Annotated in this window: 17 protein-coding genes and 3 pseudogenes; 8 read left to right on the forward strand and 12 right to left on the reverse strand. The window is 67.4% G+C overall.

What is annotated here, in order from left to right; all coding sequences use genetic code 11:
* Positions 1-180: 180 nt before the first annotated feature.
* A complete protein-coding gene (locus ACIP94_RS37185) occupies positions 181-660 on the reverse strand; it encodes an ATP-binding protein (protein ID WP_402436167.1) in 480 nt (159 codons plus the stop codon).
* A 326-nt stretch (positions 661-986) separates the two neighbouring features.
* On the opposite strand from ACIP94_RS37185, the gene ACIP94_RS37190 reads away from it, so the two are divergent.
* The gene (locus ACIP94_RS37190) at positions 987-1,421 is read left to right on the forward strand and encodes an STAS domain-containing protein (protein ID WP_402436213.1); all 435 of its coding nucleotides are present in this window, start codon (positions 987-989) and stop codon (positions 1,419-1,421) included.
* A 68-nt stretch (positions 1,422-1,489) separates the two neighbouring features.
* Here the strand turns inward: ACIP94_RS37190 and ACIP94_RS37195 are convergent, their stop codons facing one another.
* Both ACIP94_RS37195 and ACIP94_RS37200 read right to left on the reverse strand, forming a co-directional pair.
* Positions 1,490-2,095: a hypothetical protein gene (locus tag ACIP94_RS37195; RefSeq protein ID WP_402436170.1), complete on the reverse strand. Its 606-nt coding sequence runs from the start codon at positions 2,093-2,095 to the stop codon at positions 1,490-1,492.
* A gap of 29 nt (positions 2,096-2,124) precedes the next feature.
* The gene (locus ACIP94_RS37200; protein ID WP_402436173.1) at positions 2,125-3,189 is read right to left on the reverse strand and encodes a NucA/NucB deoxyribonuclease domain-containing protein; all 1,065 of its coding nucleotides are present in this window, start codon (positions 3,187-3,189) and stop codon (positions 2,125-2,127) included.
* A gap of 1,214 nt (positions 3,190-4,403) precedes the next feature.
* On the opposite strand from ACIP94_RS37200, the gene ACIP94_RS37205 reads away from it, so the two are divergent.
* Positions 4,404-5,849, forward strand: a complete 1,446-nt coding sequence (locus ACIP94_RS37205; RefSeq protein ID WP_402436175.1) for an alpha/beta hydrolase — start codon at positions 4,404-4,406, stop codon at positions 5,847-5,849.
* Between the two features lie 192 nt (positions 5,850-6,041).
* On the opposite strand, the pseudogene ACIP94_RS37210 reads toward ACIP94_RS37205, so the two are convergent.
* Positions 6,042-6,353, reverse strand: a pseudogene (locus tag ACIP94_RS37210) (hypothetical protein); the annotation flags it as partial.
* Between the two features lie 480 nt (positions 6,354-6,833).
* Here ACIP94_RS37210 and ACIP94_RS37215 point away from each other — a divergent pair.
* Complete coding sequence (locus ACIP94_RS37215) at positions 6,834-7,241, forward strand: hypothetical protein (RefSeq protein WP_402436178.1); 408 nt, start codon at positions 6,834-6,836, stop codon at positions 7,239-7,241.
* A gap of 364 nt (positions 7,242-7,605) precedes the next feature.
* A complete protein-coding gene (locus tag ACIP94_RS37220) occupies positions 7,606-8,064 on the forward strand; it encodes a TIGR03618 family F420-dependent PPOX class oxidoreductase (protein WP_402436181.1) in 459 nt (152 codons plus the stop codon).
* Positions 8,065-8,085: 21 nt separating this feature from the next.
* Here ACIP94_RS37220 and ACIP94_RS37225 read toward each other — a convergent pair whose 3' ends face one another.
* From ACIP94_RS37225 to ACIP94_RS37240, 4 genes and pseudogenes are all read right to left on the reverse strand, one after another.
* Positions 8,086-8,457: a hypothetical protein gene (locus tag ACIP94_RS37225; protein WP_402436184.1), complete on the reverse strand. Its 372-nt coding sequence runs from the start codon at positions 8,455-8,457 to the stop codon at positions 8,086-8,088.
* A 20-nt stretch (positions 8,458-8,477) separates the two neighbouring features.
* Positions 8,478-8,828: pseudogene (locus ACIP94_RS37230) on the reverse strand (hypothetical protein); the annotation flags it as partial.
* The gene (locus ACIP94_RS37235; protein WP_402436186.1) at positions 8,828-9,211 is read right to left on the reverse strand and encodes a hypothetical protein; all 384 of its coding nucleotides are present in this window, start codon (positions 9,209-9,211) and stop codon (positions 8,828-8,830) included. The gene ACIP94_RS37235 and the pseudogene ACIP94_RS37230, both read right to left, overlap by 1 nt.
* Positions 9,212-9,547: 336 nt before the next feature.
* On the reverse strand, positions 9,548-9,721 hold the full coding sequence (locus tag ACIP94_RS37240) for a hypothetical protein (RefSeq protein WP_402436189.1): 174 nt from the start codon (positions 9,719-9,721) through the stop codon (positions 9,548-9,550).
* Positions 9,722-10,221: 500 nt separating this feature from the next.
* Between ACIP94_RS37240 and ACIP94_RS37245 the strand changes: the two genes are divergently transcribed.
* Entirely contained in the window at positions 10,222-10,632 is a 411-nt protein-coding gene (locus ACIP94_RS37245; protein ID WP_402436192.1) for a RidA family protein, read from the forward strand.
* 608 nt (positions 10,633-11,240) lie between these two features.
* Here the strand turns inward: ACIP94_RS37245 and ACIP94_RS37250 are convergent.
* Positions 11,241-11,888, reverse strand: a complete 648-nt coding sequence (locus ACIP94_RS37250; RefSeq protein ID WP_402436195.1) for a GNAT family N-acetyltransferase — start codon at positions 11,886-11,888, stop codon at positions 11,241-11,243.
* Here ACIP94_RS37250 and ACIP94_RS37255 point away from each other — a divergent pair.
* The 3 genes from ACIP94_RS37255 (at position 11,817) to ACIP94_RS37265 (ending at position 13,161) form a co-directional block, all read left to right on the forward strand.
* On the forward strand, positions 11,817-12,179 hold the full coding sequence (locus ACIP94_RS37255) for a transposase (protein WP_402436198.1): 363 nt from the start codon (positions 11,817-11,819) through the stop codon (positions 12,177-12,179). The genes ACIP94_RS37250 and ACIP94_RS37255 overlap by 72 nt on opposite strands.
* Positions 12,180-12,263: 84 nt before the next feature.
* Complete coding sequence (locus ACIP94_RS37260) at positions 12,264-12,614, forward strand: hypothetical protein (protein ID WP_402436201.1); 351 nt, start codon at positions 12,264-12,266, stop codon at positions 12,612-12,614.
* 217 nt (positions 12,615-12,831) lie between these two features.
* On the forward strand, positions 12,832-13,161 hold the full coding sequence (locus ACIP94_RS37265) for an ANTAR domain-containing protein (RefSeq protein WP_402436204.1): 330 nt from the start codon (positions 12,832-12,834) through the stop codon (positions 13,159-13,161).
* Positions 13,162-13,299: 138 nt separating this feature from the next.
* Here the strand turns inward: ACIP94_RS37265 and ACIP94_RS37270 are convergent, their stop codons facing one another.
* From ACIP94_RS37270 to ACIP94_RS37280, 3 genes and pseudogenes are all read right to left on the reverse strand, one after another.
* Positions 13,300-13,599 carry a hypothetical protein gene (locus ACIP94_RS37270; RefSeq protein ID WP_402436207.1) on the reverse strand — a complete coding sequence of 100 codons (300 nt, stop codon included), beginning with the start codon at positions 13,597-13,599 and terminating at the stop codon, positions 13,300-13,302.
* 124 nt (positions 13,600-13,723) lie between these two features.
* Positions 13,724-14,215 carry a DUF1877 family protein gene (locus ACIP94_RS37275; protein ID WP_402436210.1) on the reverse strand — a complete coding sequence of 164 codons (492 nt, stop codon included), beginning with the start codon at positions 14,213-14,215 and terminating at the stop codon, positions 13,724-13,726.
* Between the two features lie 79 nt (positions 14,216-14,294).
* Positions 14,295-14,452, reverse strand: a pseudogene (locus ACIP94_RS37280) (ATP-binding protein); the annotation flags it as partial.
* Positions 14,453-14,871 lie beyond the last annotated feature (419 nt).

Below are 14,871 nucleotides of genomic sequence, written 5' to 3' on the forward strand. Positions count from 1 at the left end.
GCAGGTCGCAGAGCCGGGGCGGGTCCGTCAGTGCTTGCCCCGCCCCGGACACGACATGCTCATCTCAAGCCTCCCTCGACAGGGACACGCACGGTCAGCGCCCCGCTCGCCAACTGCACGCCGCTCTCGCCCGTCGCGCCGCCCGCTCAGGCATGGAAACCGCCGACCAGGAGCGTTGTCCTACAGTGGCAGGCGTCCGGCGATACCACCGCCGGGGTCGTCCGGCAGGGCGAGGCGGGCGGTGATGCGCTTTCCTACCGGCTCCCGCACCACCTCGAATCCCTGGGCGAGGGCCATCACGATCTCCAGGCCGTGCTGACCCACCCGGCCCGGATCCGCCGCCCGCGCCACCGGCAGCACCGGGTCACCGTCCCACACCGTCACCTCGACCAGATCTCCGACGATCCGCAGCCGCATCAACACCGGGCCCGGCGCGTACTTGCGGGCGTTGGTGACAAGTTCGCTCACCACGAGCTGGGTCAGATCCATTGCACGAGCCGACACCGGCAGCCCGTGCTCCGCCTGCACCCGGGCCAGGAACCCAGCGGCTACGTGGCGGGCCTCAGCGATACAGCTGCCGTCACCCTCCAGAGCCACCGCGATCTGGACCGGCTCAGCGTCGAAAGTGGCACCGTCCTCACCCACAGGCAGTGATTCCACAGAGGCTGCCCCCACCCTTCGTCCCCGGCGTCTACCCGCCGGCTCATCCCCAGGCCCCGTCTGACCTGTCTGGCCCACCCCCATAGGCACTGTCCGTAGTATGCAGGTCAGCCTGCCGGGAGAACCGGTCCCTAAGCATCTCAGCACCTCCGAAGTGCCGAGGGGGGAAGCGCGGCGGACTCCGACAAAGCACACGAGCCCGGCCGCCTGTCGGTCATGTCCGCCGCCACCAGCGGTATCCACGTGCTGACCGTGACCGGCGACAGCGACCACCACACCGCCCAGCCCCTCCGCCCAGCCCTTCCGCCCAGCCCATCCGCCAAGCCCTGGAGCTTGCCCGGCTGAGCTCCCCGCCGCGTGTCGTGATCGACATGCGGCAGGTCACTTTCATGGACTCCGCCGGTATCAGCCTGCCCATCACCGGCCGCCGCGCCACGACACAGCAGCACGGCTGGCTGCGCCTGGCAGGCGTCCCCAACTGCGTCATACGCACCCTGCAGAGCGTGGAACTCGACACGATCACCAACCGCGACCCCACCCTCCGCGACGCTCTCCACCCCTGGCCGCCTCGCCCAACGTGGGCGTCACGGTCTCAGCCCACTGGGAAGCCGCACCGTATCGGGGGTACGAGGGGTCTCACGTCTCAGTCACGTCTCCCGTCTCACGCCTCACGTCTCACGTCTCACGTCTCACGGGTAGATCCGCGCAGATACGGTGGAAGCCGTCAGTTCGGGAGACCGCGGCGAACGCCGTCGGGCTGACCGTCCGAACCGGCTGGCTGCTGGCCTTGACGAACTCTTAGGCGTATTCATGTCCCGGTGGGCGCGCGCTACTGCTGCCAGGCGGCGGCGCTCTGCTCGAAGTCCTCCTTGTAGGCGCGGCGCTGGGTGAGGTCGGATTCGGTCGGCTGCGGGTGTACCGGCGGCTGCTGGGGGGCGGCCCAGAGTTGGATCAGGTGGCGCTCGCCGCGATCGCCGACGCCGGGCTCGAGGTCTGCGGTGCGGCAGTACAGGCGCATCCGAATCCATGCCGGCACGTGGTCGGTGGGCAACTGGAGCGGGCCGTCTTCCGGTTCGGCTTCCTCGAAGTCTCCGCTGCCGAGGATGTAGATGACGGGGGTCTCCTCGGTGGCGTGCAGGCTCATCTCTTCCGCGGGCCCCCAGGCTGGGTCGGTCTCGGGTGGGGGCGGCCCGTCGTGGGTCTGGACGGTGATGGTGATGGTGGCGGTATCGGTGTCGGTGAGGATGTGCGCCGTGTCGTTCCCGACGGGCCCGCACAGCCAGCCGTATGGCCACTCGGGCGGCCATTCGTAGTCCTCGCCGAGCGCGAGGAGGTAGCCGTACTCGCCGGTCTCCGGCGTCAGGGTGGTCTCAGCGATGATCATGGTGGTCTCCTCGCGCAGATGGGGCACCCCCGGCTCGCGGGGGTGCCCCATGTTGTCGTTCCGCTCAGCCTGTCAGACCGTCAGGCGACGACGTAGAACGGGTCGTGGTCCATGACGTGCATCGGCCGACGCCAGTTCGTGATCCGGGCGCCCTGGGTGTTGTTCTCGTTCGGGCTCACCCACGTCGTCTCGCGCTGCGAGGCGGGCAGCTTCTTGCCGCCCTCGTAAGTTGAGGCGAACGGGTACTCGTCACAGTAGGTGCGCCCCACCCGCTTCATGTCCGGCGGCGCTGTGCGGCCCCCGCAGACTGCCCTCCGGTTGTCGTTCTTCTTCTTGGTGTTGATCATCCAGTGCAGGGGCTTGCCACCGTTCGGGTCGCCGTAGTGGCCGCCGTGGGCGCGGAGCTTGCGGATCCCGTCATCGATCCACGGGATACCCACCATCGACACCGCCGTGGGCGCGTCGGTCATGGCGCAGCCGGAGGTGCCGTAGTAGTTGTCACACCGCCAGGTCGCCGACTTGTAGCCCGTCGAGCCGGGGACGTAACCCGGTTTGGTGAAGCTGAAGACGTACCTGGTCTGGGTCTTGTTGTTGATACGTCCCTTGCGCATGGGCCCGGTCGTGTAGGTGACGCTGCCGCTCGAGGCCGCATCGAGCAGGTGCGGCCCGTAGTGCGTCTTCGCGCTGGTGCCGTTCCCGGCCGTGGCGGTGACGTTGACGGTGATGCCCTTGCCCTCGCCGGTGGTACGGGCCTTGGAGAGCTGGAACTTCTCTCCCCAGTTCGCCGACGTCGAGTGCAGGGTCATCGAGTGCCGGACGGTGAACGTGGCCGTGCCCACCTGTCGGGGGACATTGTTGATGACGCGGATGACCTCGACGCGGACGGTGGCCCACTCACACTCGCTGAACCGGTTGATCAAGATCGTGTCGACCCTGCAGGTGGCGTTCGCCCTCGGCGCTGCGGCCACCGCCCCCGCGGCGGTGGCCGGTGGAGCGGTCTGCACGGCCGCCGGCGCGATGTCTGCCTGGATCACCGCTGAGGCCGCCGGCTGCTCCACGGCCGCCTGCGAGGACGCGACGGCCGGGACAAGCAGTCCCGCCGCCAGGGCTGAGATGGTGAGACTTCTGACGATCTGTATTCGCAAGACGTGTCTCCCTGAGTCGGTGACGCAAGGAATCGCCGGCAACTGGCTTGCCCTCGCGCCGCGTTGACCGCATCCAAGCACGGCCCTCCGGCAGACTGCATCCGTGTTACGGCGGTCCAGGATTTCCTGTCCGGAGTTTCGGCCACACTTCCCGCGTGATCACTGGGCGCGTCGACGAAGTCGCTGCAGGTGAACCTCACGCAGGGCGGCGCCGGGTATGCACGCCCATGCCGCTCTCGTCAGCGGAGGCGCCGCGTGGTACCGCGCCCACCGGGCACATCTGTTGATCCCCAGCACACAGGCAAGTGGAGGGAACTGAACCTCGGGTCATGGGGGTTGAAGCAATCCATGATCTTCGCAGCCCGCGCCTGTCACGTTCCCGGACGGCCGCCAAGCTGGCAGATCGCCACGAACCGGATGCCCCCGCGACGACCCTGAAGCCCCGCCATGAGCCCTGCTATGGCAAACGCCTGAGCCACATCACGGCAAGGCCGTGGGCGACAGCCGATACAGCAAGTCCCGCGAGGACGGTAGCCGTGTACGCCCAGTCGGGCAGCGTCTGCCTGAAGAAGCCGAACGTAACGTCGCGAGTGATGGCGAACGCTGCGACGGCGGCGAAGGTCGCACCCGCTGACTGTCTGGTCCACCGCCCCGTCTTCGGGGCGACGCGGCCATCTGGGCGGGGGGCAAGAGGTTCTGTCACTCGTCACTTGTACCGGTACCCGATGCGACTCATCAATGGCAGCCGGTCCATGCAAGCCTGCCCGCCGCAGAGCGCAGAGCTTTGGTCTGGCCGGCTGCGAGATCACGAACCAGACATCATGCGACTGCGTCGAAACCCCGATCGGGACTTCGACTTACTGTCTGTGAGACCTGCCGGTCGTCGTATCGTTCCCCGGTGCTGCGTCGAGCCCTCGAATGCTCCCTCGATCCGCACGGTCGAGCCGTCCTTCGAGGGCATGCCGAGCACATATGCCCGGATAGTCACGGTTGAGTAACGCGCGCGGTGAGGATGGTATGTGATATTGCACATGCCACATGATGCTTCCATGACAAAAGTTCGAGCGTTGTTATCGGTCGTGGCCGCCATCGGCGGAGTCTGTGCGGGTATCACGCCTGCATCCGCTTCATTGACTGCGCCAGGGGACTCTGGTCAGGGGAAGCTCACTTGGAGCTCCTGCCATGACGCGACCACTCCCGCGCTGCAGTGCGCCATGCTCGAAGTGCCCCTGGACTACGCGCACCCGAACGGCACCACGATCAAAATCAAGCTGGACCGGCTCCCGGCCACCGCGCCCAGCAGCGAACGGCAGGGCCCCATCCTTCTGAATCCCGGCGGTCCCGGCGACTCCGGCCTGTGGATGCCCGCCTACATCTCCGCAAAGATCCCTCGTGGCGTCGCCTCGACCTACGACTGGATCGGCTTCGACCCACGCGGCACCAACGCCAGCGAACCCCACGTCACGTGCGACGCACACTTCTTCGACGCCGAACGGCCGGACTACCAGGTCAGCCAGGGCACGTCGAAGGCATGGCTCGAGAAGTCGGCCACCTACGCCGCCGACTGCGCCACGAATTGGAGCTCGTTCCTGCCGCACATGACCACCGTCGACAACGCGCGCGACATGGACAGCATCCGGCGGGCGCTCGGCGTCCAGAAGATCAACTTCTACGGTGGCTCGTGGGGCACCTCACTGGGCTCGACGTACGGCCAGCTCTTCCCATCGCACGTGCGCCGGATGGTGCTGGACAGCATCGTCGGCCCAAGCATCAGCTGGTACGACCACAACATCCTGCAGGACAAGGAGCACCAACGCCGGTTCGACGCCTTCGCAGCATGGACTGCCAAGGCCGACTCGGTCTATCACCTGGGCACCGACGCCGCCACCGTGGAGCAGAAGTACTACCGGATAGAGGCCGCGTTGCGGACCAGCCCAGTGCCTGCCGCCCCGGCCCCCGGCAAGATCGGCCCCGCAGAGTTCGAAGACACCTTCTACGGCGGCGGCTACAACTTCCTGCGGTGGCCGCAGATGGCAACCGTGCTGTCGGCCTACCTCACCAAGAACGACACCCGCCCGCTGCAGACCGCCTACAACCTGTACGCGGCTCCGGGTGCCGACGACGGCACGTTCCCGGCGTACAACGCGGTCCAGTGCGCCGAGAACGACTGGCCACGGGACTGGGAGTTCTGGAAGAGGGACCAGGCCAAGGTCAACGCCGTCGCACCCTTCTACACCTACAACAACATGTGGTACAACGCCGCCTGCATGTTCTGGCCCTATCCCGGCAACCCGGCCGGCCGACTGAAGATCACCGGCAAGGGCCTGCCGCCCGTCCTGCTCTTCCAGGCCACCGAGGACGCCGCCACCCCCTACCCGGGTGCCTTGGCCATGCGCGAGGCACTGCCCGGATCCAAACTCGTCGTCCAGAACGGTGGCAGCTTCCACGAGATCCTCTTCCACGGCAACGCCTGCCTGGACGACACCTTCACCGCGTACCTACGAGACGGCCGCCTTCCCACTGGCAAAGGCGTCATCGCCAAGACCTGCGCTCCCGAACCCGACCCCACCCCGGTCTACGTGACGCCGTCTCCCACCGCCGTGAAAGCCGAGCCGGCCCTCTCGGTCACAGATCCCCAAGCCATCCACGGCATCAGGTAACGCAGCACATCGCTCCCGCGCCTTCTGCGGCTCTGATCCACATTTCGGGAGGGCCGTGAGGGCACGGTTCCGGTACAGATCTTGGGGAGCGGTCGCGGTGGGGAGCAGTAGCCGCTGGAAGCCGTCCGGGATTCGGTGACCGCCCCACTCCCGGAGCTGCCAGCTGTTCTTACGTGCCGCGTCCGTCGCAGATCACCTGGTGTTTGCTCCCCGTCCGTCGCAGGTCGACCGGCGACGGACGGGTGTCCGCACCCACTTATTCCAGCGGATGCGGGAGCCGTCCACACAGGCCCGTGACCAGTCGGGTTCGCGGGCCGCGTTCAGTTCGGCGAGCAGGACGCGGTGCGGCTGGTCGAAGACGCCGGCCTGCTGCCACCGCCCCAGGCGACGCCAGCAGGTCTGCCCAGAGCCGGACCCCAGCTCCAGCGGCAGGAGTTGCCAGGCGACGTCGTTGTAGAGGAGGTGACAGGATGCTTTGCAGACAGAGTCGGTCCGCCACCGGCCATGGCCCCGGCGACCGCTCCGGCCACGGTGGCAGCAGCGGTTCGATCAGCGCCCACAATCCATCGTCCACAATCCACGGCCGTCTCCGAGCGGCGCAGCTCCACCAACTGCTCGCCCTCCCCCGGCCCCTCCGGCCGGTACTCGGAGCGGGGCTGGCCTCGGGGCATAGGCCAGCACGACCCCGGCTGCGCGCAGAAGCGCTCCGACAAGCGGAAAACGCCGAACCTGGGATCCAGGAGACCCAGCAGGAGCTGGGGAGCGGCGCCGGGCGGGGAGCCCCCTGGACACAACGCACCTGCGAGGTGCCGTTCGCGCCTCGGCTGCGGCGGTATGGGGTCCAGGTCCCGCGTTGAGGGGCGATGCTGCATGGGCAGCACACTCACCGGTCTCCATTCGGGTGAACTGCTCCGCGTTGAAGGATCTTGGCCGCTGTGGGGCCTGTTGACTGGGTGCGTACGCCACGCCCCAAGGAGGACCACCGTGTTTGGTAGGAATGTTCTCGCCGCCACGGCGCTTGCAGCTACCGCGCTGAGCGCTCCGGCAGCGCTTCCTGATGCCCACGCGGCGGCACAGCCCGTGGCCCTGAGCAACGCCGACAACGGCAGGACGGTCGCCGTCCAATCCGGCGACACGGTCAAGGTCAACCTCAAGGCCATGTCGGCTGGCGGGGAGAAATGGGTGTGGGACGTACCCACGGCCTCCGACGCCCGCGTGCTGTCACGGTCTTCGGGACACATCGTCGCCAACGGCGACGCCGAAGCCGCCTTCCGAGCCGTGCAGGTCGGCCGCAGCACCATCACCGCGCACCGCCGCTGCGTCGTCGCGGCCCCTGGGCGCGCCTGCCCCCACGTCGTCATTCTCTGGAAGGTCACCATCGACGTCCGGTGACGGCTTGGTTTCCGTCGGCCAGCGACGTAGGAGTCGGCCGTCCAGCGATGCCGAGGGCGCTCCCCGTCACGCTTGACCTTGGTGGTTTGGCTGCCCTGGCACGGCCACCGCACACACACCTGCCCCACCGCCGCTGGTCAGCACGGAAGAACGCGTCGAACAACTCCGCCGTGAACGCCTCCAGGTCCTCCCGGACCTCGGCCGTCTCCCCAGGTGTCGCACCACCCAAACAACACCCGCAGCCGGATGGACACGCCAGCCACGAGTGAACCTGACCAAGCCCTAGCAGGGCGTGTTGTGAAAGTGGGGATGGGGCTCACTGTGTCCACGAAATTGTTAGACGGCTACGGATGTTGATCACGTCATGACTCAAGGACCAGCGCCTCGCCCACTGTCCGACGAAGCCCTCTCCAACCTGCTTGGCAAGCAGCAGTTCGGCACGCTCGCCACCGTCAAGCGCAGTGGCCATCCTCACCTGACCACCATGCTGTACAGCTGGGACTCCGAGGCCCGCATCGTGCGGTTCGCAACGACGGTCGACCGCATCAAGGTCGGGCACCTTCGGCGCGATCCGCGTGCCTCACTGCATGTGCAGGGCGGCGACGTGTGGTCGTTCGCCGTGGCCGAAGGCGAGGCCGAGGTCTCGGAGATCACGACGGTTCCTGGTGATGCGGTTGGTCGGGAACTGCTCGGAATGATCCCGCAGGCTGCGAAGCCGGAGAACGAAGACGCGTTTCTGGAGCAGTTGGTTGCCGAGCGCCGAGTGGTCATTCGGTTGAAGGTGGATCGGCTGTACGGAACAGCACTCGACATCAACCGCTAGGACGAATCAGGTCCGTGCTGGTCATAGCCACTCGTTGATGGCTGCGACCAGCACGGTCGCGTGATAGCGGACGGCGAGTTTGTCGTATCTCGTGGCGACCGCGCGATGGCGTTTCAGTCGGTTGATCCCGCATTCGATTGCGTGCCGCTGCTCGTAGTCGCCCTTGTCGAACTTCGGCGGGCGGCCATCGCGGGAACCGGGCCTCTTGCGGTTGCGGATCTGGTCGGCCTTCTCCGGGATGGTGCACCGCACGCCGCCTCTGCGCAGGTAGGCGCGATTCGCGCGCGAGCCGTAGGCCCGGCCGGCGCGGACTCCGTCCGGACGGGAGCGGCAGTTTTCGATGCGTCCAGGTCCGCGGAAGACTGGCTTACCAACAGGTAGCCAGGGTTCCAAGCGGGCTCACTGGCCGTTCGTCAGATGACCACGCCCCACAAACGGTGATCATCTACGACCTTGATCCACTTTCGCGGCAGGCCCTGGAAGAGGGCGGCCGATCTGTCCTGCGTGAGGTTCTCGAGGATCGTTCGCAGCCACGGGCTGCGAACGCCCGGCAGCCGGGCCAAGGTGTGCTGGAACGTTCCCCGGTCGGCCCGGAACAGGTACTTGGGGCGCTGCGGGAGCGTGTCCTCGTGGAGGACGTCTTGAGGTATGCCGCCCGACGCGGGAACCGGCAAGTACGGCTGGGGAGAGACCAGCCACAGCCACACCCCCAGCGGCAGGGGCACCGGGTATGCCGATGCAGTCGGGCCGGCGGGGGCCCAGGTCACCACTCGCGCCACTCGCTGAGCGCCGCGACAACACGGGCGAGGGTCTCCTCCGGGGTGGTGATCGAGTCCCTGGGGCAGCACCAGTTCCCGACCGGTCCTCCGTCGAAGTCCCCCTCGTCGTGCGCCCAGCGCCAGCCCACGGTCCAGTGGCCGTAGTGCTCGGCGAGGGCGTGCGACATCGCGTCGGCCCAGGGTCGGCCCGTGTCCAGGCTCCATCCGCTCATCGCCGGGTCGGCGAGAGCCAGGCCGGGGCGACGGGGCACCCTCTGGGCGGGCCCGAGCGACCGCACGACCTGCGGCACCCAAGCGCTGTCGAAGGGATGACGCGCGGGGTCCACATCGTCCCCGGTCGGATAACCGGGGGCCAGGTCGACCATCACCGCGCAAGCCTGACACGTCCACCCGACTGCGCATCAAGCGGATTACCGCAGCCGGCTTCCGTCCACGAATCCCGTTCGCCGTCGACCGCCGCCGCCGTCACCGCCGGCCCGATCCTTCCCTGGAGCTCCGGCGTCGTCGAAGGCCACGTCAACCGAATCAAAATGTGAAGCGCCAGATGTACGGACGCGCCGGCTTTGCGCTCCTGAGGAAGCGAGTCCTCCTCGCTTCCTGACCGGACCCGGTTGGCGGCTACTCCACGAGTCCGAAGCCGTCCGGGAACGCTTCCAGAAATTCACGGCGCCCAGGATCGGTCTCGGCTGCGGTCATTGCCTCGATCACCTGCTGGAGCTCTGCACGCATGACATGCGATCCACCACCGCGGCGACACCCTCCAGTGCCTTCACCGCATCGTCCTGATCCATGTGCTCGTCGTCCGCGCTCTCGATGAACCAGGCGAGGTCCACGAGCGCCTCCGTCTGGGCCCGAGTCAGCGATGGGTACTGAGACATAGATGATCCCCCCGAAGGTGAGGGCCGCAGAACTCTCCGCGCACCCAATCACATGCGGTCGACAACACTCAGCGTCACCGCTCCACAGAGCTTGGACCAGAACCGTGTCTCGTGAACAAAGCCACGTCGTGCGTCGTCGTCTCGTTTTCCATACCCACCGTCCTGACAAGCGTCTGCCGCCCGCACCGCAGACCCGCCAGGCCGAAGGTCAGGCCGGGTTCAGTGGAGTAATGCCGGTGGCCGCGTACAGCTCGGGTTCCAGCGACAGGACAGTGAGTGACGTTTTCTCAGGGAAATGATCTTCGTGAATGAGTGGTGCGAGTCGGGCGGATCGGCCCGCCCGAACAGGTCCCCTGGCCATGCCGGCGGCTGCGGCTGCGGGTGGGACCCGTGACGCAGCCACTCATCGCGTGGGGGCGGTAAGGAAATGGGAGGCGGGCCCCGGCAGAGCATTGGCAAAATGCCCGCGCTCAACCTTCGACGCGAAAGGACTGACCGGCATGCCTCGTACCGTCACTCTGATCCGCTCCGCCTCGCTCTCCGACGTCGCCGAGTATGCCTACGCGGCTACGGCACCCGCCGACTCCCGCCTGATCTTCCTCGCTGGTGCCTGCCCGCTGAACGACGACGGCTCCACGGCAGCGATCGGGGACTACGCGGGCCAGGCTGCCAAAGCAGTCGAGAACATGGAGACGGCTCTGGCCGCCGCCGGTGCAACACTCCAGGACGTCGTCAGCACGCGCGTCCTCGTCGCCTCGGCCCGGCGCGAGGACCTGGTCACCGCTTGGAAGGTGGTCCGGGACGCGTTCGGTGATCATGATGTCCCAAGTACGTTGCTGGGTGTCACCGTACTTGGCTATGAGAACCAGCTGGTCGAGATCGAGGCCGTCGCTGCCGTCCTCGATTCCTGAGTTCAGCGGACGAGTGGCACGGCCACCCGACCGGTGTTGCTAGTCGGAGACCGTTCTGGCGTCGAGCCTGTGGGATTCGAACCCACGGCGCGACATCGCCGCCGCGACTGTCTTCACGACACGAGGATCACTTCCATTGCCTGTTGAGGACGAGGGTGGCGCGGGCGATGTCGCCGATGCGGCACGGGCTGAGCATGACATGCTTGAGCGCGCGCCAGCGTTCCTTGAGCTCGGCGGCGGCCCGCTCGCCGAGCGCTCGGACGCACCTGACCAGGCCGTTTGCCGTTCGGGTGTCGACGTGGAGGGCTTGCTCGGACTGGCCCTTCGGGCGGCGGACCGGGACACGACGGGCCCTGGGACTGGGGCGCCTTCGATGGAGAGCCGGCCGGCGCGGGCCCCGAGTGGCCACTCGTCCTGCTCACCCGAGCAGGTACACCGTGCTCTGTCGAGGACGCGGAGGCAGTGGCCGCGAGCACAGCGAGCGGTTCGCGCCAGGAGACGGTCCGCGCCTGGATGTCACTCACCGAGGCCTCGCCCACACCCTGACCCGTCCGGCCGGCTTCGACGTCTCTCACGTGGCTGAGCACGGACCTGGCCCAACGGGCCAACTACTGTGCACGGTCACAGCAAGTGTGACTGAGCGTTCCACCTGGCGGATGTGTGCTTGGGCGAGGCTGAGCGTTCTGGTCAGCGGGCAGGTGAGACCGCCAGCCGCCGGTCCCCGGCCGATCGACGCGGTAGAGGTAGTGGGTCCGGTCGTCGACCGGGTTGTCCGGCTCCAGGTTTCCGACCCCGACCCGGCGCAGCCCTGCTCGCTCGAGCGCGCGCCACGAAGGACGATTGGCTGCCACCACCGGGACGAGAACGCACGGGGCGGCCGGGTGTTCAGCCCAGGTTCGCACGATGACGGAGTGGATCATCGCCGTGCCGATGCCCTGGCCGGTCTGACGGGAATCGCCGATCAGGTAGTCGATGGTCATCGCGCCGTCAGGTACCGGGACGATGGCCGCCAGCTCGGCCAGGTACTCGGGGTAGTCGCGCAGGCGTGAACGCTGTACGAGACCGACCGGTCGACCTTCGAGGAAGGCGAGGAGGTCCTCCGAGGGCTCCTCGCCTCGGGCAGCGGGACCGAAGTCGCGTGCCACCGCGTCGGCTGTGGTCTCGTGATTCCACCAACGCTTCACATGGGGTTGCCGGAGCCACATGCGCAGCAGAGGGAAGTCCTGCTCCTCGATCCGACGCCATGTGATCTCCATGAGGCCGCTCCGGGGAATGCTCCTGGTTCCTCGCAGGCTACCTGCTGCGCGGACCATGCCCAAGGACTCCGCCAACCCACGTGGAAGACGCGGGACGTGATCCGGCCGGAGGCGTTGATCGTCGACGACACCGGCTTCCTCGAGGACGCTGACGCCACGCCGTGCGTGCCCAGGCAGTACACCGGCACCGCGGGCAAGGTCTCAGCCGGTCTTGGCGGGTTCCTGGCCTCGGGCGCGGAGTGCCGGCGAGGCGGTAGGAGTCGGTGCCGGCCTCGGTGTTGGTGCCGATGAAGGTATGACGGTCGACGACGGCGCTACCGCCGAGGTCGGGGCGGTAATCGCTGCCCTGCCGGCGCCGCGGCGTACCATGCCCGCATGGAGCAGCGAGAGATCATGCAACGGGTCGTTGGCATCCTGACGGAGGCGTTGGAGTTGCGGCGCCGAGTGCGCGAGAACCCCGACGGTGACGTGACGCAGAGCGAAGCGGTCTCCGCGCTCCTCGAGGAGATGCTGCCGCGGATCGAGGTTCCCGCCGACGCTAGCGCTCAAGAGGTCGCAGCCGCCGTGAGCAAGGAGCTCGGGCCGGCCATCGCCCAGATCACTTCCGCGTTCGCGCTCGCTTTCGTACAGCTCGCCGAAGTCCATGACGGGGGGCGCGCCGATGTCTCCACAGCGGACGTCCTGCAGTCGATCTCCCTGCACTTCGAGAACGAGGCGGAGAGGTAGACGGGTGGGCACCAGTGCCCACCCTCACGAAGGTCCGCCCTGTCGCAATCCTCGGCGTGGTGGCGACCAGCTCGAGCGACGGCAGCGCCGGATGTCGCACGCTCACCCCTCCGTGTGACGTGACGGTGGGGGGACAGGCCCCCGGATCAAGCAGGGGCATACCTGACGCAAGGCAGGGCACATGGAACGCCGACCACCCCCACACCACGGAGGCGACGTGGAAGCCCACGCCGGCAAGCTCCCGGGCGCGGTCCAGGAGCCGGAGACCCAGCCCCACCGGATCAAGCAGTTGGAAACGCAGGTTGCTCAGCTTCAGCATGCACTGATCTCCCACGCGGTGATCGACCAGGCGATCGGTGTCATCATCGCCGTGGGACAGATGACACCCGCCGAAGCCTGGGACGTGCTCCGCGAGACGTCCATGTGCACCGACATCAAACTGCGCCACCTGGCCGATCTGGTCGTCACCTGGGGTCAGGGCGGAGTCCTCGCGGCAGACATTCGCGACGAGCTCTCACTGAGGCTGAGGCACCGAATATCCGAGTGACTGCCTGTCGTCGTACTCTGCTTCTCCCCCGCGTGCCAGACGAGTGCCCTCGCACCAGAAAAGTGCAGGTCAGCCCCCACAACCGCCTGCCTTGTGCGGGGGGAGGAGAACGACGAACCGTTGCCGAACCACCGCAGGTCAGGACTCGGCAGCCTGCGGACCCATCCGGCGGGCCATGCGCGCGGCGTCCTCCGCGGTCACCAGCTGCACCTTGCGCCGGAGGGCGCCCCTCACCACGAAGAACCCGGAGAACTTCCCATACGGGCCGATCTCCCGACACTCATACGGGCCGGCCCCGGGCAGCGGCCACCCGTAGGGGGCGGTGCGGCTCCGGTCAAGGAAGGTCCGCGCGTACACGTACTGCTCGTTCGTGCCACGGAGCCTGGCCACCCAACCGCCCATGGCGTCGCAGACCAGCCGCTGCGGCGTGATGGACACCCCCGGGAACACGGTAGCGGGGTCAGCCGGCGGTAACGACGCGAAGTGGCCCCACTTTTCCGGTCCGAGTTGGTCCGAGCGGGGACTTCGCGGAGAGTGTCTTCCGGTTCGGGGCGGCCCCGGCCTACTGATCGACGGTGAAGATGACCGCGCGGCCGTTCTGCGCCGCGGTGTGGTAGAAGTTCTTCAGCCCCGGCAGGAAGGCCTGCGTGTAGGCGATGTCCTCGGCGTCGCCGGTACCCTGGTAGGCCTCGAACGTCAGCGTGGCGAAGCGATTGCTCAGCCACTGGTTGCCCAGGGGTTCCAGGGCTGCTGCGACCTCGCGGACCTGGTCCGGGGCGACGTAGCAGACGATGTAGTCGTCGCCCTCGTGCAGGGGCACCCCTCCGAGGATGACGTGCGACAAGGGGTACTCGCCGTTCTCGAAGGCGAGGTCGCCGTCGGTGAAGCAGCGGTGCAGGGCATCCCAGGACTTGTCGAGTTCGAAGAGGTGGTCCATGTCCCAACGGTCCTCGACCTCTTCGACCAGTTCGATGACCTCGTCATCACCCGGGCAGGCCAGGATGCGTTCGGCGTCCTGGGCGTCCAGGGCGAAAAGCACCGCGCGAGCCGCCATCGTGTCCTCCCACCGCCGCGACGATTTCGTCGGGCGTGATCAAACCACACGACGGTCCGGCGGATGTGTGCGCGTCCTGCTATCGGCCGGCCTGCTGCTTGGCCCGGGTCTGGGCGAGTCGGTAGAACTCGGGCCGGTCTCGATGATGGTGCCGTTGAAGGTCAGGCGATCGACGATGGCCGCGCAGAGGCGGGGGTCGGTGAACGTCTTGGTCCAGCCCCCGAACGACCGGCGACTCAGGGGATGTTGAGGGATGGGCCGTCACCGGGCATCACAACGACGTCCTTACCCATGTCGGTCCCGATGAGCCTCGTGATCAGTCGTTCGCCAACCTCGTCACCAAGCGACAGGGCCACGCAGCCGCTTGACCACAGGTCAGAAGCAGCGACACGTTCTCGGTGAACAAGTGTGCCCTCACACGGCACCACAGACGCACACGAAGCCAATCCACCCGGCCTGGGCTTCGTCGCATCAACGCGTTAGTGACAGAAGGCGCAACACCACCGCATGCTGTGCCCATGCCAGAGCATCAGCACATCCTCAACGGGAACGGCAGGGACCGGGACCTCCCCCTGAGTGGTGGACACGCTGATACTGGATCTGCTTGATCCGGAGGAAGCGAGAACACCGCCGATGGCGATGAAGGACTACTCGGA

The organism is Streptomyces sp. NPDC093261, assembly GCF_044753645.1.
Taxonomy (GTDB): domain Bacteria; phylum Actinomycetota; class Actinomycetes; order Streptomycetales; family Streptomycetaceae; genus Streptomyces.